26 protein-coding genes and 1 riboswitch are annotated in these 25,318 nt (G+C 67.6%); of the genes, 16 read left to right on the top strand and 10 right to left on the bottom strand.

What is annotated here, in order from left to right; translation table 11 throughout:
* Window positions 1–8: 8 nt before the first annotated feature.
* Entirely contained in the window at window positions 9–1,712 is a 1,704-nt protein-coding gene (locus tag C3B78_RS13400; protein ID WP_104998506.1) for a DEAD/DEAH box helicase, read from the bottom strand.
* A 26-nt stretch (window positions 1,713–1,738) separates the two neighbouring features.
* Between C3B78_RS13400 and C3B78_RS19715 the strand changes: the two genes are divergently transcribed.
* Window positions 1,739–1,879: a hypothetical protein gene (locus C3B78_RS19715; RefSeq protein WP_157241710.1), complete on the top strand. Its 141-nt coding sequence runs from the start codon at window positions 1,739–1,741 to the stop codon at window positions 1,877–1,879.
* A 137-nt stretch (window positions 1,880–2,016) separates the two neighbouring features.
* Here C3B78_RS19715 and C3B78_RS13395 read toward each other — a convergent pair whose 3' ends face one another.
* On the bottom strand, window positions 2,017–3,522 hold the full coding sequence (locus tag C3B78_RS13395) for an RNB domain-containing ribonuclease (RefSeq protein WP_104998505.1): 1,506 nt from the start codon (window positions 3,520–3,522) through the stop codon (window positions 2,017–2,019).
* Between the two features lie 75 nt (window positions 3,523–3,597).
* Window positions 3,598–4,353, bottom strand: coding sequence for a thiamine phosphate synthase (gene thiE, locus C3B78_RS13390; RefSeq protein WP_104998504.1), 756 nt, complete (start codon window positions 4,351–4,353; stop codon window positions 3,598–3,600).
* 28 nt (window positions 4,354–4,381) lie between these two features.
* Window positions 4,382–4,499: riboswitch (TPP riboswitch) on the top strand.
* On the opposite strand from thiE, the gene thiO reads away from it, so the two are divergent.
* The 4 genes from thiO (at window position 4,494) to C3B78_RS13370 (ending at window position 7,261) form a co-directional block, all read left to right on the top strand.
* Window positions 4,494–5,822, top strand: a complete 1,329-nt coding sequence (thiO, locus tag C3B78_RS13385; RefSeq protein ID WP_104998503.1) for a glycine oxidase ThiO — start codon at window positions 4,494–4,496, stop codon at window positions 5,820–5,822. (Overlaps the previous riboswitch by 6 nt.)
* The gene (gene thiS, locus C3B78_RS13380) at window positions 5,819–6,055 is read left to right on the top strand and encodes a sulfur carrier protein ThiS (RefSeq protein WP_104998502.1); all 237 of its coding nucleotides are present in this window, start codon (window positions 5,819–5,821) and stop codon (window positions 6,053–6,055) included. The genes thiO and thiS overlap by 4 nt, the downstream gene beginning before the upstream one ends.
* 8 nt (window positions 6,056–6,063) lie before the next feature.
* Window positions 6,064–6,876 (top strand): thiazole synthase, encoded by an 813-nt coding sequence (locus C3B78_RS13375; RefSeq protein ID WP_104999792.1) that lies wholly within the window; start codon window positions 6,064–6,066, stop codon window positions 6,874–6,876.
* A 43-nt stretch (window positions 6,877–6,919) separates the two neighbouring features.
* Window positions 6,920–7,261, top strand: coding sequence for a 4a-hydroxytetrahydrobiopterin dehydratase (locus C3B78_RS13370; protein WP_234005392.1), 342 nt, complete (start codon window positions 6,920–6,922; stop codon window positions 7,259–7,261).
* An 89-nt stretch (window positions 7,262–7,350) separates the two neighbouring features.
* On the opposite strand, the gene C3B78_RS13365 is transcribed toward C3B78_RS13370, so the two are convergent.
* From C3B78_RS13365 to C3B78_RS13355, 3 genes are all read right to left on the bottom strand, one after another.
* On the bottom strand, window positions 7,351–7,653 hold the full coding sequence (locus tag C3B78_RS13365; protein WP_104998500.1) for a hypothetical protein: 303 nt from the start codon (window positions 7,651–7,653) through the stop codon (window positions 7,351–7,353).
* A gap of 40 nt (window positions 7,654–7,693) precedes the next feature.
* Window positions 7,694–7,918 carry a DUF3107 domain-containing protein gene (locus tag C3B78_RS13360; protein ID WP_104998499.1) on the bottom strand — a complete coding sequence of 75 codons (225 nt, stop codon included), beginning with the start codon at window positions 7,916–7,918 and terminating at the stop codon, window positions 7,694–7,696.
* 63 nt (window positions 7,919–7,981) lie between these two features.
* The gene (locus C3B78_RS13355; RefSeq protein ID WP_104998498.1) at window positions 7,982–8,647 is read right to left on the bottom strand and encodes a TetR/AcrR family transcriptional regulator; all 666 of its coding nucleotides are present in this window, start codon (window positions 8,645–8,647) and stop codon (window positions 7,982–7,984) included.
* 83 nt (window positions 8,648–8,730) lie between these two features.
* Here C3B78_RS13355 and moeB point away from each other — a divergent pair, with 83 nt between their 5' ends.
* A complete protein-coding gene (moeB, locus tag C3B78_RS13350) occupies window positions 8,731–9,930 on the top strand; it encodes a molybdopterin-synthase adenylyltransferase MoeB (protein ID WP_104998497.1) in 1,200 nt (399 codons plus the stop codon).
* Window positions 9,931–10,151: 221 nt separating this feature from the next.
* Here the strand turns inward: moeB and C3B78_RS13345 are convergent, their stop codons facing one another.
* Complete coding sequence (locus C3B78_RS13345; RefSeq protein ID WP_104998496.1) at window positions 10,152–11,468, bottom strand: glutamyl-tRNA reductase; 1,317 nt, start codon at window positions 11,466–11,468, stop codon at window positions 10,152–10,154.
* Between the two features lie 158 nt (window positions 11,469–11,626).
* Here C3B78_RS13345 and hemE point away from each other — a divergent pair, with 158 nt between their 5' ends.
* The 10 genes from hemE (at window position 11,627) to hemL (ending at window position 22,656) form a co-directional block, all read left to right on the top strand.
* Window positions 11,627–12,721 carry a uroporphyrinogen decarboxylase gene (gene hemE, locus C3B78_RS13340; protein ID WP_104999791.1) on the top strand — a complete coding sequence of 365 codons (1,095 nt, stop codon included), beginning with the start codon at window positions 11,627–11,629 and terminating at the stop codon, window positions 12,719–12,721.
* Between the two features lie 4 nt (window positions 12,722–12,725).
* A complete protein-coding gene (gene hemG, locus C3B78_RS13335; protein ID WP_104998495.1) occupies window positions 12,726–14,180 on the top strand; it encodes a protoporphyrinogen oxidase in 1,455 nt (484 codons plus the stop codon).
* 106 nt (window positions 14,181–14,286) lie between these two features.
* Window positions 14,287–15,195: a hypothetical protein gene (locus tag C3B78_RS19710; RefSeq protein WP_158677249.1), complete on the top strand. Its 909-nt coding sequence runs from the start codon at window positions 14,287–14,289 to the stop codon at window positions 15,193–15,195.
* A 115-nt stretch (window positions 15,196–15,310) separates the two neighbouring features.
* A complete protein-coding gene (gene hemQ, locus C3B78_RS13320; RefSeq protein WP_104998493.1) occupies window positions 15,311–16,012 on the top strand; it encodes a hydrogen peroxide-dependent heme synthase in 702 nt (233 codons plus the stop codon).
* A 56-nt stretch (window positions 16,013–16,068) separates the two neighbouring features.
* The gene (locus C3B78_RS13315; protein ID WP_199775420.1) at window positions 16,069–17,277 is read left to right on the top strand and encodes a ferrochelatase; all 1,209 of its coding nucleotides are present in this window, start codon (window positions 16,069–16,071) and stop codon (window positions 17,275–17,277) included.
* Window positions 17,274–18,272: a hydroxymethylbilane synthase gene (gene hemC / locus C3B78_RS13310; protein WP_104998491.1), complete on the top strand. Its 999-nt coding sequence runs from the start codon at window positions 17,274–17,276 to the stop codon at window positions 18,270–18,272. Before C3B78_RS13315 ends, hemC begins: the two co-directional genes overlap by 4 nt.
* Before the next feature lie 8 nt (window positions 18,273–18,280).
* On the top strand, window positions 18,281–19,150 hold the full coding sequence (locus C3B78_RS13305) for a uroporphyrinogen-III synthase (RefSeq protein ID WP_104998490.1): 870 nt from the start codon (window positions 18,281–18,283) through the stop codon (window positions 19,148–19,150).
* A gap of 60 nt (window positions 19,151–19,210) precedes the next feature.
* Window positions 19,211–20,191, top strand: coding sequence for a porphobilinogen synthase (gene hemB / locus C3B78_RS13300; RefSeq protein WP_104998489.1), 981 nt, complete (start codon window positions 19,211–19,213; stop codon window positions 20,189–20,191).
* Window positions 20,191–21,288, top strand: coding sequence for an LLM class flavin-dependent oxidoreductase (locus C3B78_RS13295; protein WP_104998488.1), 1,098 nt, complete (start codon window positions 20,191–20,193; stop codon window positions 21,286–21,288). The genes hemB and C3B78_RS13295 overlap by 1 nt, the downstream gene beginning before the upstream one ends.
* A gap of 36 nt (window positions 21,289–21,324) precedes the next feature.
* On the top strand, window positions 21,325–22,656 hold the full coding sequence (hemL, locus tag C3B78_RS13290; RefSeq protein WP_104998487.1) for a glutamate-1-semialdehyde 2,1-aminomutase: 1,332 nt from the start codon (window positions 21,325–21,327) through the stop codon (window positions 22,654–22,656).
* Between the two features lie 81 nt (window positions 22,657–22,737).
* Here hemL and C3B78_RS13285 read toward each other — a convergent pair whose 3' ends face one another.
* The 3 genes from C3B78_RS13285 to C3B78_RS13275 are packed head-to-tail and all read right to left on the bottom strand — an operon-like array spanning window position 22,738 to window position 25,188.
* Complete coding sequence (locus C3B78_RS13285; RefSeq protein ID WP_104998486.1) at window positions 22,738–23,475, bottom strand: amino acid ABC transporter ATP-binding protein; 738 nt, start codon at window positions 23,473–23,475, stop codon at window positions 22,738–22,740.
* On the bottom strand, window positions 23,472–24,236 hold the full coding sequence (locus tag C3B78_RS13280) for an amino acid ABC transporter permease (RefSeq protein ID WP_104998485.1): 765 nt from the start codon (window positions 24,234–24,236) through the stop codon (window positions 23,472–23,474). The genes C3B78_RS13285 and C3B78_RS13280 overlap by 4 nt, the downstream gene beginning before the upstream one ends.
* Before the next feature lie 16 nt (window positions 24,237–24,252).
* Complete coding sequence (locus C3B78_RS13275) at window positions 24,253–25,188, bottom strand: substrate-binding periplasmic protein (RefSeq protein WP_104998484.1); 936 nt, start codon at window positions 25,186–25,188, stop codon at window positions 24,253–24,255.
* Window positions 25,189–25,318: the final 130 nt, after the last annotated feature.

Here is a 25,318-nt window from a genome sequence, read left to right as displayed (position 1 = left end):
GGAGGGTTTTAGGCCTCGCTGCTGCCGGGCTGCGTGGCCTTGTCGCCGCCCACTACCTCGCCGTTGCGGCGCCGGGTGCGCGTGCGGGGGCGGCGGGTGCGGGAGGGCTGCTCTGCTTCGCCTGCAGCGGCGTTGCCATCACCGGCAGCAACGGGAGCTGCGGCAGGCTCGGACGTACGACGGCGGCGCTCGCCTGTGCGGGCAGCGGAGTCGCCGCTGCGCCCGCCTTCGCGCCTGCCGCCGCGTTCCCGGTTGTCCCGGTCGCGGCTGTCACGGCCGCCGGAGCGGCCGGCGTCACGGCCTGCGTCGCGGCCCCCGCGGGCGTTCTTCTTGCCCGTTTCGCCCAGGTCTTCCAGGACTTCGGCGTCAACTCCGGCCAGGGTGCGCTTGTCGCGCGGGAGCCGTCCCTTGGTGCCTTCGGGAATGTCCAGGTCTTCAAAGAGGTGCGGGGACGACGAATAGGTCTCCACGGGCTCCGGCACGCTCAGGCCCAGGGCCTTGTTGATCAGTCCCCAGCGGGGCATGTCGTCCCAGTCCACGAAGGTGACGGCGGTGCCCTTGTTGCCGGCGCGGCCGGTGCGGCCCACGCGGTGCAGGTAGATTTTCTCGTCTTCCACGCACTGGTAGTTGATGACGTGTGTGACGTCGTCGACGTCGATGCCGCGCGCGGCGACGTCGGTTGCCACCAGGACGTCCACCTTGTTGTTGCGGAAGGCCCGGAGGGCCTGCTCGCGGGCACCCTGGCCGAGGTCGCCGTGGATGGCGGCGGCCGCGAAGCCCCGGTCCACGAGTTCCTCGGAAACCTTGGCGGCAGTGCGTTTGGTCTTGGTGAAGATGATGGTCCGGCCGCGGCCCCGGGCCTGCAGGATGCGGGAGACGACCTCGATCTTGTCCATGCTGTGCGCACGGTAGATGAGCTGGCGGATATCGCGCTTGGTGAGGCCTTCATCATCCGGATCCGCCGCACGGATGTGGGTGGGCTGGGTCATGTAGCGCCGGGCCATGGCGATGACCGGGCCCGGCATGGTAGCGGAGAACAGCAGGGTCTGGCGGACGGCCGGTGTTGCTGCGATCAGGGTTTCGACGTCGGGCAGGAAGCCGAGGTCAAGCATTTCGTCAGCCTCGTCCAGGATGACGATCTTTACGTTTTTCAGGCTCAGGTGCTTCTGCTTGTAGAGGTCGATGAGGCGCCCGGGGGTTCCCACCACAACTTCCACACCGTTCTTCAGCGCCTCCACCTGCGGCTCGTAGGCGCGGCCGCCGTAGATGGTGGCGATGCGTGCATTCCGCTTGCGGGATGCAGTCTGCAGGTCGTTGGCGACCTGAACCGCCAGTTCACGGGTGGGAACAATGACCAATGCCTGCGGTGCGCCTGGGACGGCAAGCTTTTCGTAGCCGGCGTCGTCCCGGCCTACAACCCGCTGGAGGGCCGGGATACCGAAACCCAGGGTCTTGCCGGTGCCGGTCTTGGCCTGGCCGATGATGTCGTGTCCGGAGAGTGCCACCGGCAGGGTCATGGCCTGGATGGGGAAGGGGTGGGTGATGCCGGCGTCGGCCAGGGACTCCACGATGTCGGCGCGGACGTTGAAGTCCGCAAAGGACTTCTCCTCAATCTCGTGCGGCTTCTCGTCGGAGATGATGGTTTCTTCGGGCTCAAGCGTTTCGGTGCCGGAGTCGTCCGTCAAAAGCTGGTGGGTATGCAATTCACTCACGGGGAGTTTCCTTATTCATTTGGGCAATGGCGCTGCCTGCTCAACGGGCCGGCCGGCAGGCCGTTCCGGAGCACGCTCAGGCGCGCAAGCAATTCCAGTGGAAGCCGATCGCGGGCTATCTTTATGCTGGCACTGGTGACCAGCGGGTGGTTCTCAAGATCGCGTAGGGGCGGGCTTGTTGGTTTCAAATCAAGGAAATCAACGACCGGGCATCCATTTCTACTCCTTCAGTCTAGCCGCAAGGGCATGGAAATCCGGCTTTTGCCCGCGCTGCGGCCCGGTTATGCCGCAAAACCGCCCCGGTTCACGGCACCTTCGGCACCAGTTCGAAATGCACATCACGCGTGGCGATGTCCGAGGATATGAGGCGCACCCGGACCTTGGTTCCGGCCTCCAGTTCTCCGGCGCAGCGCGCCGTCACTGCAGGTTCGGCGATCTGGATGATCCCGGAGCCGCCGTTGCCGTTCTTGCCCTTGCCGTTGCCGTTCCGGCTTATGCCGCCGTTCCCGTTCTCCTTCTGGGGCTTCGACCCTGAAATGACGATCGCGTCGAACTCCTGTCCGACGTGGTTGATCAGCAGCGCCGCCTCCACGGTGTCCAGCGCCATGCGCTCCATCCGGGATGCCAGCTGGTCCGAGCCGGCCATGATCTCGGGAAGCGACGGCAGTGCATCCCGCACCCACCCGGGCACCTCTCCGCCATTACTCAAGGCCTCGCAGGTGACCAGCACAAAGCGGTCCACCAGGCGGCGAAGCGGGGCGGTGGTATGGGCGTACGCTGCGCCGATGGCGGACTGCACGGCGTCATCCGGGACGGTGCCGTCGAAGGCCGTATAGGCGGCCCCGCGGAAAAGCATCCCCGCGGAGTGGAGGATTGCGAGCTGGCGGGGATGGGTGGGGTCCAGGCTGCGGAGGTATTCGCCGTAGCTGACTTCGCCGTCCCACGGCTTTCCGAGGGCCTCTGTCTGCAGTCGGAAATGGTTCAGGGAACGCTCATCCGGGGCGGGCATGGTGCGCAGGATGCCCACTTTTCCGGCCAGCATGAGCTGCGCGGCTGCCATGCCGGTCATCAGCGATATCTGGGCGTTCCAGTCCTCCACGGGCAGCTGCGGTGCGGCGGCAATCCGGTAGCCGCCGTCGGGAAGCTGGACAATCTCCTGGTCCGGCATGTTCAGGCTGGCACCATCCCGGGCACGCTCCAGTTCCACGCGCTTGAGGCCCACTTCTTTGAGGAGGAGCAGCACAGGGGAGGGGCTGCCGCCGTCAAGTTCCGCCTGGGCGCCCTTGTAGCTGAGCTTGGCGCGGCTGCGCATCCGGGCACGCCGCACCGTGACGGCAGTGACCTGCGCATCACCGTCAAGACGGAAGTCCCACACGAACGCGGAACAGTCCTGTCCCGGAAGGAGGCTTCCCGCCCCCTCGCTGATCACTTCCGGATGCAGCGGGATGCGGCCGTCCGGCGTGTAAAAGGTCTGTCCCCGGCGCCGCGTCTCAGCGTCCAGCGGGCCGCCCGGGGCAACGAACGCCGGCACGTCGGCGATGGCGTAGAGAACGTGGTAGCCGCCGCCGTCGCGCTCGATGAACAGCGCCTGGTCCAGGTCGGTGGACGACGCCGGATCGATGGTGATGAATTCAACGGACGTCAGGTCATGGGACGGCAGCTGCAATGCGGACACGGCGGCCTCGGCGTCCTTCACGGCATCGTCAGGGTACGCGCCCGGCAGCTCAAGCTCACTCCGGAGCGCGCCCAGCGCCGCTTCGAGGGCATTGGTGTGCTCGTGGACACTGGGGGCCAGCCGATGATGTGACACGAAAATCAGCGTAGCCCGAATTTCGTCAATAGTGCACGGAAGCGGCCGGGAGAGGCACAGCCGTCCGGTGCGGGGTTATGGGCGGGCGCCGTCCAGGGCGCTGCGGAGCGAGGCAGCGGCCGCGGCCGGATCATCAGCCTCAGTAATGGCCCGGACCACCACGATCCGGCGTGCGCCGGCTTCCACCACCTCTTCAACATTGGAGTGGTCGATGCCGCCGATCGCGAACCAGGGCACACCGCTGTCAAACGTGTCCTCCTGCCCTTCCGCCCCTGCAACAGCAGCGGCGGCGTACCTCACCAGGTCAAGCCCGACGGCGGCCCGTCCGGGCTTGGTGGGAGTTGCCCAGAGCGGCCCCACGCAGAAGTAGTCCAGCGCCGAGGGGCCGGCGGCGGCAGCCAGGGCGGCGTCCACCTGCTCCGGGCTGTGGCTTGACAGGCCGATGGCCGCGTTGCCGTTCAACAGCGTCCGGGCCGCCTTGAGGGGCAGGTCCTTTTGGCCGATGTGGAATACCGGGGCTCCGGACAACACTGCGACGTCCGCCCTGTCATTCACCGCCCACAGCCGGCCGTGGCGCACCGCCGATTCCTTGAGTACGGCCAGGAGCTCCAGCTCCTCGGCGGCTTCGATGGACTTGTCCCGCAGCTGGATGATGTCCACCCCGCCTGCGAAGGCGGCATCGACGAACTGCCCGAAATCGCCCTGTTCCCGGCGCGCGTCCGTGCAGAGGTAAAGGCGCGCGGCCTGCACGCCGGAACCGCCTCCGGCGTTGAGAAAGGCGTTTGTAGCAGGGACGGGGGATGCAGCGGCAGGAGGGCGGGACACATTCATGGGTGCCAGCCTAGTTCCTCTACACTTGGCCTCGTACTGCGGGAGCCGCGGCAGCTGTCATAAAGCGCCGGGCTGAGAGGGCGTCAGAGCCGACCGCTTGACCTGATCCGGCTAATACCGGCGTAGGGAAGGAGACACTCATGCCCAATGCGCTCGAAGCCCCGTACCGGCCCGCGCCCGGCTCTTCACTGGAGGCCGACGTTGCGGTCATCGGCGGGGGAGTCATCGGCCACGGCATCGCCTGGGAGGTGAGAAGGTCCGGGCATTCAGCGGTGGTCATCGATGACGCCCCCGGATCCGGTGCCAGCTGGGCCGCGGCGGGGATGCTTGCCCCGGTGAGCGAGCTGCACTACCAGGAGGAGGACCTCCTGGAACTCATGCTGGAGGCCTCCGGGCGCTGGCCGGGTTTTGCCGCAGGCCTCGCCGCGGCCGCCGGTTCGGATCCCGGTTATCTTACGACGCCGACCCTCGCCCTGGGTGCCGACGCCGCGGACCGGCAGGCGCTGCTGGACCTGCGCGGGGTGCAGCAGGCCAACGGGCTGACGGTTGAGCCCCTCACCATCCGTGAAGCCCGGCGCCGGGAGCCGCTGTTGAGCCCGGCCATTGCCTCGGCGCTGGATACACCGGCGGACCACCAGGTGGATCCCCGGCTGCTGGTGGCCTGCCTCCGCCGTGCCCTGGCCCGGCACACCGGCGGAACCGGGAGCGGCGGAAGCTTCGTGGCCGGCGCCGCCGAGGGCTACGCCGTTCCGGACCGGGCAGCGGGCCTGCTCTGGCGGGACGGAGCCGTCGCCGGCGTCACGCTGGAGGGCGGAGGAACGGTGGCGGCCAGGGAGACGGTGGTGGCCAACGGACTGCACGCCGCGGCCCTCACCGGGCTGCCGGAAAACCTGCACTTGCCCTTGCGCCCGGTCCACGGCGACATTCTTCGCCTCGCCGTCCCCTCCCACCTCCAGCCGCTGCTGACTTCCACCGTGCGCGGACTGGTCCGCGGGATCCCTGTGTACATCGTCCCCCGGCAGGACGGCACCGTGGTGATCGGGGCAACGCAGCGTGAGGACGCACTGGGGAAGAAGGACAGCGGAACCAGCGCCGGGGCAGTGTCGGCAGGGAGCGTCTACCAGCTGCTGCGCGACGCCCAGGTCCTGGTGCCTGCGGTCGCAGAACTTGAGCTGCTGGAATGCACAGCCCGGGCCCGTCCCGGCACACCTGACAACGCCCCGCTGCTCGGGCGGGTCCCCTTGGAGGACGGCCCTGCAGGTCAAAGCCACGTGGAAGGGCTGATCATTGCCACCGGCTTCTTCCGCCACGGCGTCCTCCTCACCCCGGCAGCGGCCGCGATATGCCGGGACCTGCTCGAAGGCAGGGCGGACCCCCGCTGGGCCCCCTTCAACCCCGGCCGCTTTTCCGGCGCCGCTGTTCGGCCTGCTGCAGCGGCCACCCCACCCAACCCCAAGGAGACAGCATGAACATCACCCTGAACGGAACCGGACATACAGTCGCCGACGGCGCATCCATCACCACGCTCGTCACCGAGGTCACCGGCCGCGCACTGGCGGCTGACGGCCAGGCCACCGATGGCCGGAAGCTGGGCGTCGCCGTGGCGCGCAACGCCCACGTGGTGCCACGGAGCCAGTGGTTTGCCACCGCGCTCACCGAGGGTGACGACGTCGAACTTGTCACGGCAGTACAGGGAGGCTGACCACCATGATGGAAACCCGCAGCACCCTCGCCGGCACCCGGCCGGACCTTCATGACCCCCTGGTGATCGACGGCGTCGCGCTCGGATCCCGGCTCATCATGGGCACCGGCGGCGCGCCCAGCCTGGAGGGCCTTGGCGCCGCGCTCCTGGCTTCCGGCACCTCGCTCACCACCGTGGCCATGCGGCGCTATTCACCCCATGAGGCCGGCTCGCTTTTCCAGCTGCTCGTGGACCACGGCATCAAGGTCCTCCCCAACACGGCGGGGTGCTTCACTGCCCGGGACGCTGTCCTCACCGCGGAGCTTGCCAGGGAGGCCTTGGAAACCGACTGGGTGAAGCTGGAAGTCATCGCTGATGAACACACCCTCCTGCCGGATGCCGTGGAACTCGTGGACGCCACCGAGCAGCTGGTCAGCCGGGGATTCAAGGTTTTCGCCTACACCAATGACGACCCCGTCCTGGCGCTTCGGCTCGAGAACCTGGGAGCCACCGCGGTCATGCCGCTCGGCTCGCCCATTGGCACCGGCCTGGGCATCCTTAACCCGCACAACATCGAGCTCATCGTGTCCCGGGCCTCGGTTCCGGTGGTGCTGGATGCGGGCATCGGTACCGCATCCGACGCCGCCCTGGCGATGGAACTCGGATGTGACGCCGTGCTCCTGGCCACGGCGGTGACCCGGGCACAGGATCCGGCCATGATGGGCGCGGCCTTCAAGCATGCCGTCATCGCAGGTAGGCTGGCGAAAGCGGCAGGTCGCATACCTCGCCGTGAACATGCGCTGGCGTCGTCGGCGATGGAAGGCCGGGCCGAGTTCTTGTAGGCCCCGCTGTCCACCGGCTGGCGCCTTGACTCAAGGAGCAGCAGTGGCCGGCAAAGACGCCCTTCCCCCGGAACGAGTCGACGAAGCCTTGGCTGGACTGCCTGATTGGCGGGCCGACAATGGCGGATTGGTCACTGTCTTCAAGATGCCGACGGCGGTTGCCGCACTTGAGCTGATTGCCGCCGTCGGACGTCTGGCCGAGGAACAAAACCACCATCCCGACCTCGACTGGCGTTACAACCGCGTCTTTATCCGCTACACGTCCCACGACGCAGGGGGACAGGTGACTGACCGGGACATCGCGGCAGCTGCGGGAGCAAGTGAAGCTGCGGCAGCGTCGGGGGCCGTTGCCGAGCCGGCGAAGTACGTGCCCGGGCGCCAGTAGCCTCGTCACCAACAACTGGTCCCTAAGGAGCAGTGGCCGCCACCCCTTACGGGATGGCGGCCACTGCTGCCGGTTGCCTTGCGCCGGCCCTACGCCCGGAGGATCGCCGTAAGCCTTTCCGCGTCCCGGCGCGCACGCGTGCGGCCGAGGTACACCGCTGCCCCTGTTGCGGCGCCTGCGCCCAGCACGATTGGCAGGACCCACGGCATCCACGTCAGCCCCGGCAGGTAGCCGAACCCGGCCGCCACCAGGATGGTCCAGCTCAAGGCCGCCACTCCCACGGCGACCCCGGCGGGCAGGCCTGCACCATACTTGGCATGCCGCTTGTCGTTGGCCCAGACAATGAAGCCTGCCGCGGCGGCGGCCAGTACAACGATGGTCAGCGAAAGCATGGTTCTCCTCGAGCTGCGGACGGGGTTCTGTGGCCGGGCGCTAGAACTGGCCGAAACCTACGCGCCGTGCCTCTTCTGCACCGATTTCCACGTAGCCAAGCGCGCCGCCGGGAACAATGATCAGGCGTCCCTTTTCATCTTTCAGTCGCAGTTCGTTGCCCGTTGTGATCGCTTCCCCCACGACCTTGGCCACAGAATCCGCGTCCTCGGTTGATTCGAGCACAATTTCGCGGGCAACGTTCTGAACGCCGATCTTAATCTCCACAGGGGCCTCCCAGCCAGTCAAAGTTTCTCGTGCTTCTCTACGAGGTGTTGTCTTATTTGTAGTCTAGGACTCTTTGGGGAAGCGAGAGATTCCGCGCCAAGCTAAACGGTAGATGAGGTCGCTGGCCACATTGATGTCCAGGTTGCCGTCAGTTTCCAGCCAGTACCTGGCGCTGACCTGGGCCATCCCTGCCAGCCCCCGGCCCAGCAGCTGTGCCTCGAGATGGGGGAGCTTGGTGTCCTCGGCGATGACGCGTGCGATGGCATCGGCGAACGTCCTGTTGAAAGTCTCCAGCCGCGAGCTGACGTCGGGGTCGTTGATCAGGTCGGATTCAAACACCAGCCGGTGGGCCTGGTCATCGCTGGCGATGAACTGGAAGTAGGCACGCATGACGGCCTGCACGCGCTCGTCATTATCGGTGGTGGAGTTCAGGGCGCCCAGCATCAGTTCGGTAAGCGAGGCCAGATGGCTTTCCAGCAAGGCGAGGTACAGCTCGCGCTTTGACGGAAAGTGCTGGTACAGGACAGGTTTGCTGACGTGCGCCGTCTCGGCGATCTCGTCCATGGCCGCACCGTGGTACCCATTGGCCACGAACACTTCCTGGGCTGCGTTGAGGAGCTGCGCGCGCCGCTCGTCACGCGGAAGCCGGGCGGACCGCTGCCCTGCGGGACGCGGGGGAGTTTGCGGTTCGGCGGCTGACGGGCGGTCAGCCCGTGCTTCATGGACCACAGTTGTCCTACTTTCCGTTGCTGTTACTTCCACTTTACTGCGGGGTAATATGACCCGGCAGTATCCGGGGGATACATTGAAGTATGGCTTCGACATTCACCGCAAATGTTTCACCTGTGTCATTGGATCCGCTGGTGGAACCGGGCCCGGACCTTACCCCGGACGAGGTGGAACGCTATTCGCGGCACCTCATCATCCCTGAGATCGGCTCGCTGGGTCAGCGGCGGCTCAAGAATGCCAAAGTGCTGGTGATCGGCGCCGGCGGGCTCGGCTCCCCGGCGCTCCTGTACCTTGCCGCTGCCGGCGTCGGGACGCTGGGAATTATCGACGACGACGCCGTTGACCTCAGCAACCTGCAGCGCCAGGTCATCCATGGGGTGGCGGATGTGGGCCGCCCCAAGATCGAGTCCGCCCGCGACGCCATCGCCGCCCTCAACCCCTTGGTGGACGTGCGGCTGCACAATGTCCGGCTCGACGCGTCCAACGCCCTTGAACTGTTTGCCGGGTACGACCTGATCCTCGACGGCGCGGACAACTTCGCCACCCGCTACCTGGTCAACGACGCCGCCGCCATCCTGGGCAAACCCTACGTCTGGGGTTCCATCTTCCGGTTCGACGGCCAGGTGAGTGTCTTCTGGGAAAAGCACGGGCCCACCTACCGGGACCTCTACCCTGAGGCGCCGCCGGCAGGCTCGGTGCCCTCGTGCGGCGAGGGCGGCGTGTTCGGCATGCTGTGCGCTGCCGTTGGATCGCTCATGGTGACGGAGGCAGTCAAGCTGATTACCGGCGTCGGACGTTCCCTGTTGGGCCGTGTGGCGCTGTTCGACGCCTTGGGCGGAAGCTGGCGCGAGATCCGTGTTTCAAAGGACCCCGCGGCCGCGCCCATCACGGGGCTGGCCGACTACGAGGCGTTCTGCGGCGTTACGCCGGCGGTCCCCTCCGGCACGGAGCACACTGTCACGGCCGCCCAGCTGGCTACCATGCTCGCCGCGCGCAAGGCGGGGCTGAAGGACTTTGAACTGGTGGATGTCCGCGAATCGGGGGAGTACGACATCGTCCGGATCGACGGCGCGAAGCTCATCCCGCAGGGCCGGATCCTTGCCGGCGAGGCGTGGAATGAGCTCCCCCGGGACAGGGACATCGTGTTCCACTGCAAGGCGGGGTCGCGTTCGGCCAACGTCCTTGCCGCGGCGCGGAAGGCAGGCTACCAGCGGGTGAGCCATCTCGACGGCGGCATCCTCGCCTGGGTGCGCGAGGTGGAACCCCACAAGCCCGTCTACTAAACCCCCAGACGCTCTCTCACTTGACGTGCCTTTTGGCAGGACGCTCTCTCACTTAACGCGCCGTTTTGATGGACGCTCTCTCGCTTAATGTGCCTTCCAGCACTATGCTCTCTCACTTTCCTCAGGCAAGTGAGAGAGCATCGCCGGAGAAGGCGCATCAAGTGAGAGTGCATCGCCGGAGAAGGCGCATTAAGTGAGAGGGGGTTGTCCGGGGGCGCGGGTCAGGCGGTTTCGAGGCCCCGGTGGTCCACCGGGCACTCAGCCTGCGGCGCTGCCACTGCCGGCTGCTCCACGGTGATGCCGTAGAGGGCTTCCAAGGCGGCCACGTAGTCGTCCTGCTGGCCGTTGGCGGCAAGTTCGCGGGCCCGCACCGTGGGCACATGGAGAAGCTGCTTGACCATGCGGCGGAGTGCGAACTCCACTTCCTCGGCAGCGGCGGTGCAGCCGTGCCGGGCCCGGACCTTTTCCATCTCGGAGTCCAGGACGCTCATGGTGTGGCGGCGCAGCGCGACAATGGCGGAATCCACGGACCGGGCCTCGCGTTCCTGCTCGAACGCCTTGGCAGCGCCACTGACGATTCCGCTGGCCTGGGCCAGCGACTCGGCCTGCTCCTGGGGTGCGGCGAGGCGCACCGATTCCAGGGTGAGCAGTTCGACGCCGTCAAGCTCGCCGACGCCCGGATCGAAGTCGTGGGTGAGCGCAAGGTCGATGGCGATCAGGGGCTGCGGGGAGTCGGCCCGGACTTCGGCCAGTTCGTCGGCCTCCACCCGGGTGTCGGAACCGCTGCAGCCGATCATGACGTCTGCTGCCGCAACCGCCGGCCGCAGTGAATCGGCGTCCAGTGCCGTACCGCCGCGGGTGGCAACAAATCCTTCGGCGCGGCCGGAGGAGGAGAAAACCGAGATGTCGGTGCAGCCGCGTTCACGAAGGAGCGCCATGGTGGCTCCGGCGTAGGCGCCGGTTCCGAAAACGACAACCTTCTTGCTGGACCAGTCCGGGTTTTCGGAAAGATCAGTGGCCAGGTCCAGTGCGACGGAAACGATCGAGAGGCCCCGTGAACCGAGGGCGGTCTGTGCTCCCACGTCCTTGGCGGTCTTGGACGCCGCCTGGAAAAGCCGGACCAAACCGGAGCTTGCCGTGCCTTCATGCTGCGCGGTGATCAGCGCTCGCCGCACCTGTCCGGCGATCTCCCGCTCTCCAACCACTGCGGAGTCCAGGCCGGCGCTGACGGCAAAGAGGTGCTGGCTGACTTCAGGGCCCGTGCGCGTGCTGAAGGAGCGTGAGACGAGCGGCTCGCTCAGTCCGCTGGTTTCGCTGATCTTGGCCACCAGGGCGGCGCGGGCCGCCTCCACATCATCAGGCCGGGCGGCTTCGCCGTAGATTTCGTAGCGGTTGCAGGTGGCAAGGACTATCGCACCCGTCACTGCCGTCGATCCGGAGAGGGCGGATGTGGCGATCTCCGAAGAACCGTTGCTCAACTGAGCAACGGTCTCAAGATCGATGTCGGCGTGTGTAGCCACCAATGAAAAAAGAACCACAGCAGGTCAATCATAGCTTTTTCGTTACTCGGTAGAACAACTCCCCGGGCTGCCGGACGGGAGCGCGGGCTGTGATTCCTGCCACGGCGCGGCGGCAGGGCCCCCGCATGACACTTTGTCGTTATCTTTTGCAGCTATTTTTGGGCACAATCAAAGGCATGACTTCCAGCCCCGCCACGTCCGCTGCCGGCGCCCTCGCCGCAGACCACCCGCTGGTGGATGGCCGCACCGCAGACTCACCCCTCATCACGGCCTACCGCGGAGGCAAGCCCTCCCGGCGTCCCGTCTGGTTCATGCGACAGGCCGGACGTTCACTGCCGGAGTACCTGAAGGTCCGCGAAGGGGTCGCCATGCTGGACTCCTGCCTGCGCCCCGAACTGGCTTCTGAGATTACCCTCCAGCCCGTCCGCCGCCATGACGTTGATGCCGGCATTTTCTTCTCCGACATCGTCATTCCCCTGAAGCTCGCCGGCGTTGGAGTGGATATCGTTCCGGGCGTGGGACCGGTCCTGGACACCCCGGTCCGCACTGCCGCGGACGTGGCAGCGCTGCCGCAGCTCACCTGGGAATCGCTGGAACCCATCCGTGAAGCCGTCCGCCTCACCGTGGCCGAGCTCGGCCAGACACCGTTGATCGGCTTTGCCGGTGCACCATTTACCCTTGCCGCCTACATGGTGGAGGGAAAGCCGTCCCGCGACCACCTTGGTCCGCGCACCATGATGCACGCTGACCCGGAAACGTGGCACGCCCTTGCCAACTGGGCCGCGGACGCCTCTGGAATGTTCCTGCAGGCACAGCTTGAGGCCGGTGCCTCGGCGGCCCAGCTCTTTGATTCCTGGGCCGGTTCCCTGGGCCTGGCGGATTACACCAAGTACGTGGCACCGGCCTCGGGCCGCGCCCTGGACCATGTCCGGCACCTCGGGGCGCCGCTGATCCACTTCGGCACCGGAACGTCAGAGCTCCTGGTGGCAATGCGGGACGTGGGTGTGGATGTTGTGGGCGTGGACTACCGGCTTCCGCTCGATGAGGCGAACCGCCGGCTGGGCGGCACAGTGCCGCTGCAGGGAAACATCGACCCCGCCCTGCTCCCTGCTCCGTGGGAAATCCTTGAGGCCCACGTCCGCGATGTCATAGCCGCGGGCGCGGCTGCTCCCGGGCACGTGGTCAACCTGGGGCACGGAGTTCCGCCGGAGACGGACCCGGCCGTCCTCACCCGGGTGGTTGAACTCATCCACTCCATCTCCCCGGAGTAGGGCAGTGGGCAGTGCGCCGGCAACCGGGACGGCACTGGTGCTGGGAGGCGGCATCTCAGGACTGCTGTCCGCCCGCGGGCTGGCGTCCGCCGGGTACCAGGTAACGCTCCTTGAAGCCGGAGCTGAATGGGGCGGCTGCGTGGGCAGCCACACCGTTGCCGGCCTGACCCTGGACAGCGGTGCCGAATCCTTCGCGACCCGGTCCGACGCTGTGTCCGGGCTGGCCGCTGAACTGGGCCTGTCCGCCAAAATCGTGCCGCCCCGCCCGGGGGGAGCCTGGGTCCAGCTCCCGGACGGCCCGCGTGAGTTGCCCAAGACAGGCGTGCTGGGAATTCCGGCCAACCCGTGGGATCCCGAAGTCCGGCGTTCGCTGGGGCTCATCGGCACCCTCCGTGCCTCCCTCGATAAATTCCTTCCGGCTTCCGTCGGGACCACAGAGGACGTTGTCAGCGTCTCCGCACTGGTCAAGGCCCGCATGGGCAACCGCGTCCTGGAGCGGCTGGTGGCGCCGGTGGTGGGCGGCGTCCACTCGGCGGACCCCGGGATGCTCGACGTCGACATGGTGGCACCCGGGCTGCGTGAGGGGCTGCGGCGCCACGGATCCCTGGCCGCCGCCGTCTCCGCCCAGCGCCGCATGGGGGCTGGTCCTGCCGCGCAGGGCGACAGGCCGGCACCTGCCGGCCCGGCCAAGGCAGGCTCCGCCGTTGCGGGGCTGGTGGGCGGCATGCACACGCTCATTTCCGCCCTGGTCTCCGACCTCCGCCGCAGGCGAGTCACGCTGCTCCTGGACAATCCGGCCGAGTCAGTGACCCGCACCCCTGAAGGCTGGCGCGTCAGGTCGGCAGGGGCAACGTTCGACGCCGGCCTGCTGGTAGTGGCAGTGGACGGTCCGGCCGCCGTCGGACTGCTTGAAGACGCAGTGCCCGGCCTTGCAGGGAAGCGGCCGCCGGCAGGCCCGGACGTCAAACTTGTCACGCTGGTCCTGGCAAGCCATGATCTGGACCGCCGGCCGCGCGGCACGGGCGTTCTGGTGGCACCGCAGACTCCCGGTATTGAAGCGAAGGCGCTGACGCACGCGACCGGAAAGTGGGACTGGCTGGCTGACGCCGCCGGTCCGGGGCGACACGTGGTCCGGCTCTCGTACGGGCGCGTGGACGGGGCCGGGGAACAGTCCGGTGGCCCTGACACGGACGAAGGACTCCTGGCAGCATCGCTGCGCGATGCCCGTGCCCTGCTGGGCGCCCCCATCACCAGGGAAAACCTGCTGGACTGGGACGTGGTCCGCTGGCGCGGGTCGCTGCCCTTCGCCGCCGTAGGCCATAAAGCGCGGGTAGCCGATATCCGGGCAGCCTGCGCGTCGGCGGGGAACCTGGCCGTGGTGGGGGGCTGGGTGGCCGGCAACGGGCTTGCCGCAGTGGTCTCCGACACGAACGAACAGATCCGGAGCCTGGTCCGCTAGGTGTTGCCACTGGTCAGCGGCGCAGCAGGGCATCACGGCGCCGCCCAGGCGTGGCGGCCGGGTACTTCGCCGGTTTTCTTTTCCGCTTCCGATGTGGCTAGGGTCGATGACTATGGTTTACAACAGGTCCGAACTTTTCACGTCCCGGACCGGTATCCATGGGGGACTCCGGCGCGGCACTGCGGCTGCGGCAGTCGGAGCGGTACTGGTCCTTACAACAGGCGTTCCCGCGTCCCAAGGTGATGAGGGCATTCCGCAGCCCGGCGGCGATGCCGCCGCCGCGGGCCAAAACGCTCCCGGCCGGAACCGGGGCGGGAAGGAAGCGCGGCAGGCAGCCGCCCCGTCGATACTGTCAGTCCCCACGGCGCTTCTTCCGGCGGTCAGTACTTCCCTGGCGCCGGCCGTGACCACGGCTCCCGCCACCGGTTCCGTGGCACTTGCGACACCTTTGCCGTCGATACCCTTCCCGACGCCGTCGGACGTTCCGCTTCTCCCTGCCGCGACGGCTCCGGCGGCAACCGTTCCGGTCCCATCCTCGCCATCGCCGGACCTCCAGGCCCAGCAACTTCCCGGAGCCGCGGCACCTGCCGCCCCCATCCCGGAAACCGCCGCCCAGGGCGCGCCTTCCGGCGCGGTGCCCGTGCCCGTGCCGGCGTCGGAACCCGGCGGACAGCTGAACGGCGCTGCGGCAGGGACGGCCGGCGGAAACCCGTCCGGAATTGAACTGCCGGCCGGCGAAGGCGGGGCCGGCCAGCCCGGGCCCGGAGGGGAACCCGCGGCCGGACCCGAAGCGCCAGTTCCCGCGGCCGCTACGCATGCTGCCGCCGCCGCAGCGCAGGAAGCCGGAGGCCCTGTTCCGCAGGCCGCGGGCGTTCCCCGCAGTGCAGCGCAGAGCGCTGGCGCCATCGTCAGGCCGCAGCCGGAACTGGAAGCCGTGATGATCGGGCTCGGTGTTGGCCTGGTGGGCCTTGCTGCCGCGGCCGGTGCAGCCTACTTCCGGATGCGGAAGCCGTAGCCGGAACCGGCGATGCCGCACGCGGCCCCGGGCGGACTGTGACATTAACCACTTCTACCGCCTGTAGAAGTCGTTGGTTTCGCCTTGGTGGGCAGAAGGAGGCAAACTTGTAACCATGAGCCACACTTCTGCCGAATCTGTCACTAAAACCGAAGAATCAGCCGAGCAGTTTTTCACCCTCTGGACGGTATTCAAGCGCTCCGAACACCTGATCCGCAGCGCCGACGCCGCCGCTGACTTCGAGACCCTCCTGGACCGGCTTGCACAGGCCGGGGTGACCCACCGCGGAAGCTACGACGTCTCCGCCATGCGGGCTGACGCCGACGTCATGGTGTGGCTCCACGGCCCCAAACCGGAAGCCCTGCAGCAGGCCATCCGGGACATCCGCCGCTGCAGCCTGTTCGCCGGCACCGAGATTGTATGGTCCGCCATGGGCGTGCACCGCGAGGCCGAGTTTGCCAAGAACCACACCCCGGCGTTCTCCCGCGGCGTGGCTCCCGCGGAGTGGCTGTGCGTCTACCCGTTCGTCCGGTCCTACGAGTGGTACATCCTGCCCGAGGAAGAGCGGGGCGCCATGCTTCGCGAACACGGCCTCCTGGGCCGGGAGTTCCCCCAGGTCATCTCCAACACCGTTTCTTCGTTCGCCCTGGGCGACTGGGAATGGATCCTGGGACTTGAGGCCCCGGAGCTGGTGGACCTGGTGGACCTGATGCGCCACCTGCGCAACACCGAGGCCCGCAACCACGTCCGTGAGGAAGTCCCGTTCTACACCGGACGCCGGATTTCCCCGGCCGAAGTGGCGGAGGTCCTCGCGTGAACCTGCCAGTTTCCAGCAGCGCCGCCGCCGTCAATCCGGTCACCGAAGCCGGACGGATGGCGCCGAAGAACTACGACGCCGTGCTCCTCGCCTCCTTCGGCGGGCCGGAAGGCCAGGAGGACGTCATCCCGTTCCTCCGCAACGTCACCCGCGGCCGTGGCATCCCGGACGAGCGGCTGGAAGAGGTCTCGCACCACTACCGCGCCAACGGCGGCATCAGTCCCATCAACCAGCAGAACCGCGAGCTCAAGGCTGCCCTGGAGGTGGAACTCGCCGCCCGGGGGATCGACCTGCCCGTCCTGTGGGGCAACCGCAACTGGGCGCCGTACATCGCCCAGGCCCTGCAGGACGCGTACGACGCCGGCCACCGCCGCCTGCTGATGATCACCACGAGTGCCTACTCCTGTTACTCCAGCTGCCGCCAGTACCGCGAGGACATCGGCATGGCCCTGACGGAAACCGGCCTGGACGGCCGGCTGGAAGTGGACAAGGTGCGCCAGTACTTCGATCACCCCGGCTTCGTGGAGCCCTTCATTGAGGGCACCGCTGAAGGCCTCGCCGACGTCCGGGAAAAGCTCGCCGCGGCCGGCACTCCCGATGCGCCCGTCCAGATCCTGTTCGCCACCCACTCCATTCCCACCCGGGACGCGGAAGCGGCAGGCCGGTCCGAAGGAGAACCCCGCGAGTTCGAGGAAGGCTCAGCCTACGTGGCCCAGCACCTTGCCACCGCGGCTGCAGTCGTCCGGCGTGTGGAAGAGGAATCGGGCCTGGCCGCCCCCTGGTCCCTGGTGTACCAGTCACGATCCGGCGCCCCGCACGTGCCATGGCTTGAGCCTGACATCAACGACGCCATCGAGGAACTGGCCGGCCAGGGCGTCAAGGGCATCGTCATCGTGCCGCTGGGGTTCGTCAGCGACCACATGGAAGTTGTCTGGGACCTTGACACCGAAGCCCTGGAAACCTGCGCCAACCTTGGACTTGCCGCTACCCGCGTCCCCACGCCGGGCACGCACCGCAAATTCGTCAGCGGCCTGGTGGACCTGGTCTCCGAACGCACCGTGGCGAACAACATCAGCGACCGTCCGGCCGTAACGGAGCTGGGCCCCTGGTACGACGTCTGCCGGCCGGGCTGCTGCGCGAACTTCCGTGGCGAGAAGCCCACCATCGCCGGAGCAGACACCACCGTTGGCACGGGGCACGACCCCTATCCCGGCGAAGCCGGGGCGGGGCAGCCGGCCTCTTCCGGGGGAGCGCCGCAGCAGTGACGGTCCGCATCGGCACCCGTGCCAGCAAGCTGGCGCTCACCCAGACGCAGCAGACGGCGGACCAGCTTGCCGCCGTTGGAGGCTTTCCGGTGGAACTCGTCCACATCAGGACCGACGGCGACGTCCTCACCGGCTCGCTCTCGCAGATGGGAGGCACCGGCGTCTTCGTTGCCGCCCTGCGTGATGCGCTCCTGCGGAACGAATGCGACGTCGCGATCCACTCGCTCAAGGACCTGCCCACCGGAGCGGCAGTGGGGCTCAGCCTCGCGGCCACCCCGCGGCGCGTCGATGTCCGCGACGTCCTGTGTGCCCGCGACGGGCTGAAACTGGCCGACCTCCCCGCCGGCGCCAGGGTGGGTACCGGTTCGCCGCGGCGCGCAGCCCAGCTCCGCACCGCCCGCCCGGACCTGGAGATCGTGGACATCCGCGGCAACGTGGACACCCGCCTGGGGCGGGTTCCCGGGTTGCCGGGCAACACCGTCAGCGACGTGGTTCCGGGCAAGTCCTGCGACCTGGACGCCGTGGTTCTCGCAGCCGCAGGCCTGGAACGCATCAGCCGCCTGGATACGGTCAGCGAGTTCCTCGAAACGGACGTCATGCTGCCCGCTGCGGGCCAGGGCTCGCTCGCCATCGAGTGCCGCACTGCGGACGCTCCGCCGAGGCCCGGCTCCACGGAAGGTTCGAAGGAAGTCCTGGCGCAGGCGCTGGCCGCGCTGGATGATCCGGATACCAGGCTGGCCGTCACTGCTGAACGGGCCCTGCTCGCACGGCTCGAGGCCGGATGCGCGGCGCCCGTCGGCGCCTACGCCTACCGCAAGGGCAGCCTGCTCCACCTGGAGGCAGTGGTGTGTGCCGTGGACGGCACCGCCTCCGTCCGGGACAAGCGCGCCACCGACGGACTGACAGAGGTGGGTGCCACACTGCTCGGCATCGAACTCGCCGAGGCACTCCTGGCCGCCGGCGCCGCTGACATAGCGGACCTCCAGGCTTCCTGATCCCGGCCATGCCCAAGGCACCGTTGGCGGGGGCGCGGGTACTCATCACCCGCAGCCCGGAGCGCTCGCTGCCCCTCGTGGAGGCGCTGCGGAAGGCTGGAGCCGACGCATTGCTGCTGCCCTTGATCGACTTCGAACGGGCTCCGGACCAGCATTCCCTTGACGTTGCCTGCGATGCCCTGGCCGCCGGGGCCTTCGACTGGCTGGTAGTCAGCAGCGCCACCACGGTCCATGTGCTCGCTGCCAAGGCCGCCGAACGCGGCCTGGCGCTGGCCCGCTGGATCCCGGCTGCCACCCGCATCGCAGCCGTGGGCGCTGCGACCCGCAGGCTCCTGGAGGCTCATGGCGTTGCTGTGGCCCTGGCGCCGGAGGAGGATCAGTCCGCCGCCGGCCTGCTGTCCGTGTGGCCGGACGGGGGCGGCAAGGTCCTGCTGCCGCAGGCGGACATCGCGTCGCCGCGCCTGGCGGAGGGACTTTCAGGGGCCGGCGGCAGCGTCACCGCCGTCATGGCCTACCGCACGGTGGACTACCCGGCGGCAGCGGAGCGCAGGCTCGCCATCCCGGCGGAGGACGGAGCAGGGGAGAATCAGCCGCCGTCGTACGCCTTGTTGACCCCTGCAACCGCCGCCGCCGAACTCGCCGCGGGACGCATCGACGCCGTGATCGCCGCTTCGCCCAGCGCCGCGCGGCGCTTCCATGAGCTGTTTCCCCTGGGCCGCTGCCGTTTCGTGGCGATCGGACGGCCGACGGCGGACCAGGCTTCCGCGCTTGGCTTGCCGGTGGCTGCCACGGCGGCCCGGCCTACGCCGGCCGGGCTTGTTGCTGCCGTGGCGGCAGCCCTCCAGCCGGAACAAGACGCAGGCGGGAAGCCGCCCTGACCCGGGGATGCCCACCACGGACACCCACTACCGCTTGAACCAAAGCCAAAGGACAGGATCATGACTTTTCCCAGCGACCGCCCCCGCCGCCTCCGCACCACGCCGGCCATGCGCCGGCTTACCGCCGAAACCCGCCTGGCCCCCGCCGAGTTGATTCTTCCGGCCTTCATCCGGGAAGGCCTGGCCGAACCCAACCCGATCACCTCCATGCCCGGGGTTGTCCAGCACACCACCGACACCCTGAAGCGCGCCGCGGCGGAGGCCGTGGAGTTGGGGCTCGGCGGAATCATGCTGTTCGGCATCCCGGAAACCCGCGACGCCGAGGGAACGGCATCGCTTGACCCGGACGGGGTGCTGAACAAGGCCATCCGGGACGTGCGTGCCGAGGTCGGGGACAGCCTGGTGGTCATGAGCGATGTGTGCCTGGACGAGTTCACGGACCACGGGCACTGCGGAGTGCTCGACGCCGACGGCTACGTGGACAACGACCGCACGGTTGGGATCTATGCACGGATGGCCGTGGCCCAGGCAGACGCCGGCGCCCACATGCTGGGGCCCTCCGGAATGATGGACGGCCAGGTTGCCGCGATCCGGTCCGCCCTTGACCAGGCCGGGCACACCAACACCTCCGTCATCGCCTACGCAGCCAAGTACGCGTCGGCGTTCTACGGCCCGTTCCGCGAAGCCGTTGATTCCCAGCTGAAGGGTGACAGGCGGACCTACCAGATGGACGCCGGCAACCGCACCGAGGCCCTGCGCGAAGTGGAACTGGACCTCGCCGAGGGTGCCGACGTCGTCATGGTCAAGCCCGCCATGAGCTACCTGGACATCGTCGCAGACGTCGCCGCCATGAGTCCGGTGCCGGTGGCCGCCTACCAGATCTCCGGAGAGTACGCGATGATCGAGGCCGCGGCCGCCAACGGCTGGATCGACCGGCGCGCCGCCATCACCGAATCGGTACTGGGCATCCGCCGCGCCGGCGCCCACATGGTCCTGACCTACTGGGCCGCCGAACTGGCCGGCTGGCTGAAGGAGTCCTGATGGCTGGCTCCGCGACGCCCCGGTCCGTCTCTGTTCCGGAGAGTCCCACCGCCCCAGTGGCACCGGACCGGATACTCCTGGGCCTGAACACGTTCGGCGACGTCGGCGAGAATGCGGACGGAAGCCCTCAGCCGCATGCCCGGGTGCTGCGCCAACTGCTTGAAGAGGCCCAGATGGCGGATGCTGTAGGACTCCATGCCTTTGGCGTGGGCGAGCACCACCGCAAGGACTATGCGGTTTCCGCGCCGGAAGTCTTCCTCGCCGCCGCTGCCGCCCGGACCACCCGGATCCGGCTGGGCTCAGCCGTCACGGTCCTGAGCTCCGATGACCCCATCCGCGTGTTCCAGCGCTTTTCCACCGTGGATGCCCTTTCCAACGGCCGCGCTGAAGTCATGCTGGGCCGCGGCTCCTTCATCGAGTCGTTCCCGCTGTTCGGACTGGACCTCGCTGACTACGAGCTCCTGTTCGAGGAAAAACTCGAGCTCTTTGACAAGGTGCGGGCACAGAAACCAGTGCACTGGCAGGGCCGTACCAGGCCGCCCGTGGCCGGGCTGAGCGTGTACCCGCCCCTCGAGCGGCACCTGCTGCCCACCTGGATCGGCGTCGGAGGCACCCCCGAGTCCGTGCTGAGGTGCGCCCAATACGGCTATCCCATCATCTTCGCGATCATCGGCGGGCAGCCGCGTGGCTTCCGGCCGCTGGTGGACCTGTACCGCGAGGCCATGGCCAAGTACGGCCACCCGATGCAGCAGGTTGCCACGCATTCTCCCGGACACGTGGCGGAGACCGACGAGCAGGCCAGGGAGGAACTCTTCCCGCACTGGCTGAAGCTGCGGAACAAGCTCGGCGCTGAACGGGGCTGGGGGCCTGCCGGACGGGGCGAGTTTGAGGCGCTGTGCGCTCCGGAAGGGGCGTTGTATGTCGGCTCCCCGGAAACGGTGGCGCGCAAGATCGTGCTGCTCAAGCAGAACCTGGGCGTGGACCGCTTCGACCTTAAATACAGCAACGGGCCGCTGCCGCACTCCGCCATGATGCGCTCCATCGAGCTGCTGGGCACGGCCGTGGCGCCGCGCGTGGCTGAACTGCTCGGCACCTGACGCACCCGGCGCCGGCCAACTGAGAGAATAGGAACCATGACTGCCAGCAACCCTCGCAACGAGGAACTCTTCGACCGCGCCCGCCAGCTGATGCCGGGCGGGGTCAACTCACCGGTCCGCGCCTTCGGGTCCGTGGGCGGTACCCCGCGCTTCATGGTCTCCGCCAAGGGACCGTACCTCACGGACGCCGACGGCAAGGAATACGTAGACCTGGTCTGCTCCTGGGGTCCGGCGCTGCTGGGCCACGCCCACCCTGCTGTGCTGGAGGCCGTCCACGCCGCCGTGGACCGCGGCCTGTCCTTCGGAGCGTCCACCCCGGACGAGGCCAACCTGGCGGAAATCGTAAAGGACCGCGTTCCCGCCGTCGAACGCCTCCGGATGGTGTCCACCGGCACCGAAGCCACCATGACCGCCGTGCGCCTGGCCCGCGGCTTCACCGGACGCAACCTCATCATCAAGTTTGCCGGCTGCTACCACGGCCACCTGGACGGGCTCCTCGCAGCCGCCGGGTCCGGGGTCGCCACCCTCGCCCTGCCGGGTTCCGCCGGCGTCACCGAGGCCACGGCTGCCGAAACGCTGGTGCTGCCGTACAACGACCTCGCCGCCGTCAAGGAAGCCTTCGCCGCCCACGGGCCCAACATCGCCGCTGTCATCACGGAGGCAGCGCCGGCGAACATGGGCGTGGTGACACCCGAGGAAGGCTTTAACCTTGGCCTGTCCCGCATCACCAGCGAGCACGGGGCGCTGCTCATCCTGGACGAAGTGCTCACCGGGTTCCGCACCGGCTACTCCGGCTACTGGGGCCTGACCGGCGGGGCGCCGGACGCAGCAGAGCCGTGGACGCCGGACCTGCTCACCTTCGGCAAAGTCATCGGCGGAGGGATGCCGACGGCGGCCCTCGGCGGGCGTGCCGACGTCATGGACTACCTCGCGCCCACCGGCCCGGTGTACCAGGCAGGAACACTGTCCGGAAACCCGGTAGCGATGGCGGCCGGCGTGGCCACGCTGACGCATGCCACCCGCGATGTCTACTCCTTCATTGACGTCCGCTCGCTGGAACTCTCCTCTGCCCTGTCAGGTGCCCTGGACGCCGCCGGGGTGGACCACTCGATCCAGTTTGCCGGCAACCTCTTCTCGGTGGCCTTCGGCACCTCAGCCAATGGCGTCCACAACTATGCTGACGCCCAGGCGCAGGAGAGCTTCCGCTACGCGCCGTTCTTCCACTCGATGCTGGAGTCCGGGGTGTATTTGCCGCCGTCGGTCTTTGAGGCGTGGTTCCTGTCCGCCGCGCACGACGACGCCGCCATGAACCGGATCTATGATGCACTGCCGGCCGCAGCCAGGGCGGCGGCTGCGGCCCGGGGCTAAAAATACCCGGGCATCCATGCCGTACACAAAGAAATCCCCGGCTGCGGGCTGCAGCCGGGGATTTCTTATGTGCTTCGGGAACTACAGGACGTCCGAGAGGAAGCCCTTGAGGCGGTCCGTTGCCGGTGCGGTGAAGATCTGCTCCGGCGGCCCGGATTCCACAACCACTCCGGCATCCATGAAGGTCACGGTGTCGGACACGTTGCGCGAGAAGCCCATTTCGTGGGTGACCACCACCATGGTCATGCCGCCCTTCGCAAGGTCGGTCATCAGTGCCAGGACTCCCTTGACGAGTTCGGGGTCCAGCGCGGACGTGGCCTCGTCAAAGAACATCACCTCGGGCTTCATGGCAAGTGCCCGGGCGATCGCAACGCGCTGCTGCTGCCCCCCGGAAAGGTTTGCCGGGCGGGCATCGGCCTTGTGCCTCAGGCCCACCAGGTCCAACTGCTCCAGGGCCTCGGCGCGTGCCTGCTCCTTGGAGAGCTTGCGAAGCTTCCGCAGGGCCAGGGACACGTTGTCCACCACGGTCTTGTGCGGGAACAGGTTGAACTGCTGGAACACCATGCCGATCCGCTGCCGGAGCTCGTCCGGGTTGTCCTTCAGGACCGAACGGCCATCCAGGAGGATGTCTCCCTGGTCCGGCTCGATCAGCCGGTTCATGACCCGCAGGAGGGTGGACTTGCCAGACCCCGAGGGGCCGATCACCGAGGCGGTGGTGCCCTTCTCCACGTGCAGGTCGATGCCGCGGAGCACATGGTTGTGGCCGAAGGAGAGATGCAGGTTCTTGCCGGTCAGGGTTCCGGACGCGAATTCCGTCATGCCTGTGCTCCCTTGCCGATAGGTGCTGCCAGCTCGTCCGGTTCCTTCTTTTCCGGCTTGCCGGTACGCAGCCGGTGGTCGATGAAGTTCACGAAGTGGGTGAGCGGGACGGTCAGGATCAGGTACAGAACACCGGCGGCCACCAGCGGAGACAGGTTTCCGGTGTTGGCCATCGCGTCGTTACCGATCCGGAAAATCTCCCGGTCCGAGGCGGCGAGCCCGAGCATAAACACAAGCGAGGAATCCTTCAGCAGCGAGATGAATTGGTTCACCAGGGCGGGAAGGACCCGCCGGATTCCCTGTGGCACCACCACGAGGCGCATGGAACTGCCGTAGCTGAACCCGAGCGCCCGGGAGGCCTCCAGCTGGCCCTTCTCCACACTCTGGATGCCCGAGCGGAAGATCTCACCGATGTAGGCGGCCGCGATCAGAGTCAACGCCAGGATGCCCAGGGGGTACGGGTTCCTGGACCCGGTGATTTCCCGGGCGATGGGGCTGAGGCCAATGCCGATGACCAGGATCACCAGGATGGCGGGAAGGCCACGGAAGATATCGGTGTAGATGCGCGCCACCCACCGGGCGCCCGCGTTGCGGGAAATCCCCATCATGGCGAGCCCCAGCCCCAGCAGGGAGCCGAGGATTCCCGAAGCGACGGCCAATATCAGGGTGTTGGGGAGGCCCACCATGAACAGGGCGGGAATGACTTTGGCCATTTCCTCCCAGTTGAAGAAGGTGTCAGCCAGCTGGTCCAAGAGATCCATGAACGTCCCGGCTCAATCAGCTCTGGGGAACCGTGGCGGCCTTGCTGCCCGGCTTCCAGTCACTCGGCATTTCGCGGTCCGGGTACCATTCCTTGGTCAGCTTGGTCCAGGTCCCGTCCGCGATGACAGCGTCAAGGCCGGAGTTCAGTGCGTCGATCAGCGGCTGGTTGTCCTTGGCCACCGCGTAGGCAGTGAAGTTCTGCGTATTGACGACGGATTCGACGATGGCGGTGCCGTCGCCTTCCTTCACCTGGCCGCTGGCCTGCTGCGACGGAGCCACCCAGGCGTCCACCTGGCCGTTGCGCACGTTGGCGTAAACCGTGGCGTAATCCGGGAAGCGGATGGGTTCCATCTTCAGGGTGTTGGTCACGTAGTCGTCCTGGACGGTGCCCTGCACGACGCCGATGCGGAGATCGCCCTTCAGGTCGGCAAAGCCCTTGATGCCGCTGTCGGTCTTGGCAACCACGGCCATGAAGCCGAAGTCGTAGCCGTTGGTGAAGCCGACGTTCTGGCGGCGCGCGTCCGTGGTGGAGATGGAGGAGGATCCGACGTCGAACTGCTTGGTGGAAACCTGGGAAAGCAGGGCGGAGAAGTCCGTGGCAACGAACTCGACCTCAAGGCCGAGCTTGCCGGCGATGGCCCGCAGCAGCTCGTTGTCGTAGCCGGTGAACTTGCCCGAGGGGTCAATGAAGATGTTCGGCGGGGCGTCCGACAGGGTGCCCACCTCAAGCTTGCCTTCGGTGTTCAGGCCAAGCTTGGTCTTGTCGATCTGGTCAATCGGGGTGACGTCAGCGGTGGTGTACTTGTCCAGCGTCTGCTGGTCGCTGCCGGCGAGGGCATCCGTGGGCGTGCCGCTCGGCTGGGCTGATCCTGAGCCGCACGCTGCCAGGGAAACCGCGAGGGCGATTGCCACGGGAGCGGTTGTCAGCCACTTCATCGCTTTGATTTTCATCAGTCTGTCGCTTTCATTGAGTCATAAGTCAACCGGGCCGCAAGGCTGCGCTGGTGGCGCCTGGCACCTGCCCGATGCTGTTCAAGCACTGCAAGGCAGGGGTGACCGCAAAACTTTATTGTCTCACTTC

This window comes from Arthrobacter sp. PGP41, assembly GCF_002953935.1.
Taxonomy (GTDB): Bacteria; Actinomycetota; Actinomycetes; order Actinomycetales; family Micrococcaceae; genus Arthrobacter.
The sequence above is the reverse complement of the archived record's forward strand: the minus strand, read 5'-3'. Positions and strand labels throughout refer to the sequence as shown.

Bases quoted from the DNA above. Each gene is read 5' to 3' on its own strand.
- C3B78_RS19715 (WP_157241710.1), top strand. From the start codon at position 1,739: ATGGCGCTGCCTGCTCAACGGGCCGGCCGGCAGGCCGTTCCGGAGCAC.
- thiE (WP_104998504.1), bottom strand. From the start codon at position 4,353: ATGAATGTGTCCCGCCCTCCTGCCGCTGCATCCCCCGTCCCTGCTACA.
- thiO (WP_104998503.1), top strand. From the start codon at position 4,494: ATGCCCAATGCGCTCGAAGCCCCGTACCGGCCCGCGCCCGGCTCTTCA.
- thiS (WP_104998502.1), top strand. From the start codon at position 5,819: ATGAACATCACCCTGAACGGAACCGGACATACAGTCGCCGACGGCGCA.
- C3B78_RS13375 (WP_104999792.1), top strand. From the start codon at position 6,064: ATGGAAACCCGCAGCACCCTCGCCGGCACCCGGCCGGACCTTCATGAC.
- C3B78_RS13365 (WP_104998500.1), bottom strand. From the start codon at position 7,653: ATGCTTTCGCTGACCATCGTTGTACTGGCCGCCGCCGCGGCAGGCTTC.
- moeB (WP_104998497.1), top strand. From the start codon at position 8,731: ATGGCTTCGACATTCACCGCAAATGTTTCACCTGTGTCATTGGATCCG.
- hemE (WP_104999791.1), top strand. From the start codon at position 11,627: ATGACTTCCAGCCCCGCCACGTCCGCTGCCGGCGCCCTCGCCGCAGAC.
- C3B78_RS19710 (WP_158677249.1), top strand. From the start codon at position 14,287: ATGACTATGGTTTACAACAGGTCCGAACTTTTCACGTCCCGGACCGGT.
- hemQ (WP_104998493.1), top strand. From the start codon at position 15,311: ATGAGCCACACTTCTGCCGAATCTGTCACTAAAACCGAAGAATCAGCC.
- C3B78_RS13315 (WP_199775420.1), top strand. From the start codon at position 16,069: ATGGCGCCGAAGAACTACGACGCCGTGCTCCTCGCCTCCTTCGGCGGG.
- C3B78_RS13305 (WP_104998490.1), top strand. From the start codon at position 18,281: ATGCCCAAGGCACCGTTGGCGGGGGCGCGGGTACTCATCACCCGCAGC.
- hemB (WP_104998489.1), top strand. From the start codon at position 19,211: ATGACTTTTCCCAGCGACCGCCCCCGCCGCCTCCGCACCACGCCGGCC.
- C3B78_RS13295 (WP_104998488.1), top strand. From the start codon at position 20,191: ATGGCTGGCTCCGCGACGCCCCGGTCCGTCTCTGTTCCGGAGAGTCCC.
- hemL (WP_104998487.1), top strand. From the start codon at position 21,325: ATGACTGCCAGCAACCCTCGCAACGAGGAACTCTTCGACCGCGCCCGC.
- C3B78_RS13285 (WP_104998486.1), bottom strand. From the start codon at position 23,475: ATGACGGAATTCGCGTCCGGAACCCTGACCGGCAAGAACCTGCATCTC.
- C3B78_RS13280 (WP_104998485.1), bottom strand. From the start codon at position 24,236: ATGGATCTCTTGGACCAGCTGGCTGACACCTTCTTCAACTGGGAGGAA.
- C3B78_RS13275 (WP_104998484.1), bottom strand. From the start codon at position 25,188: ATGAAAATCAAAGCGATGAAGTGGCTGACAACCGCTCCCGTGGCAATC.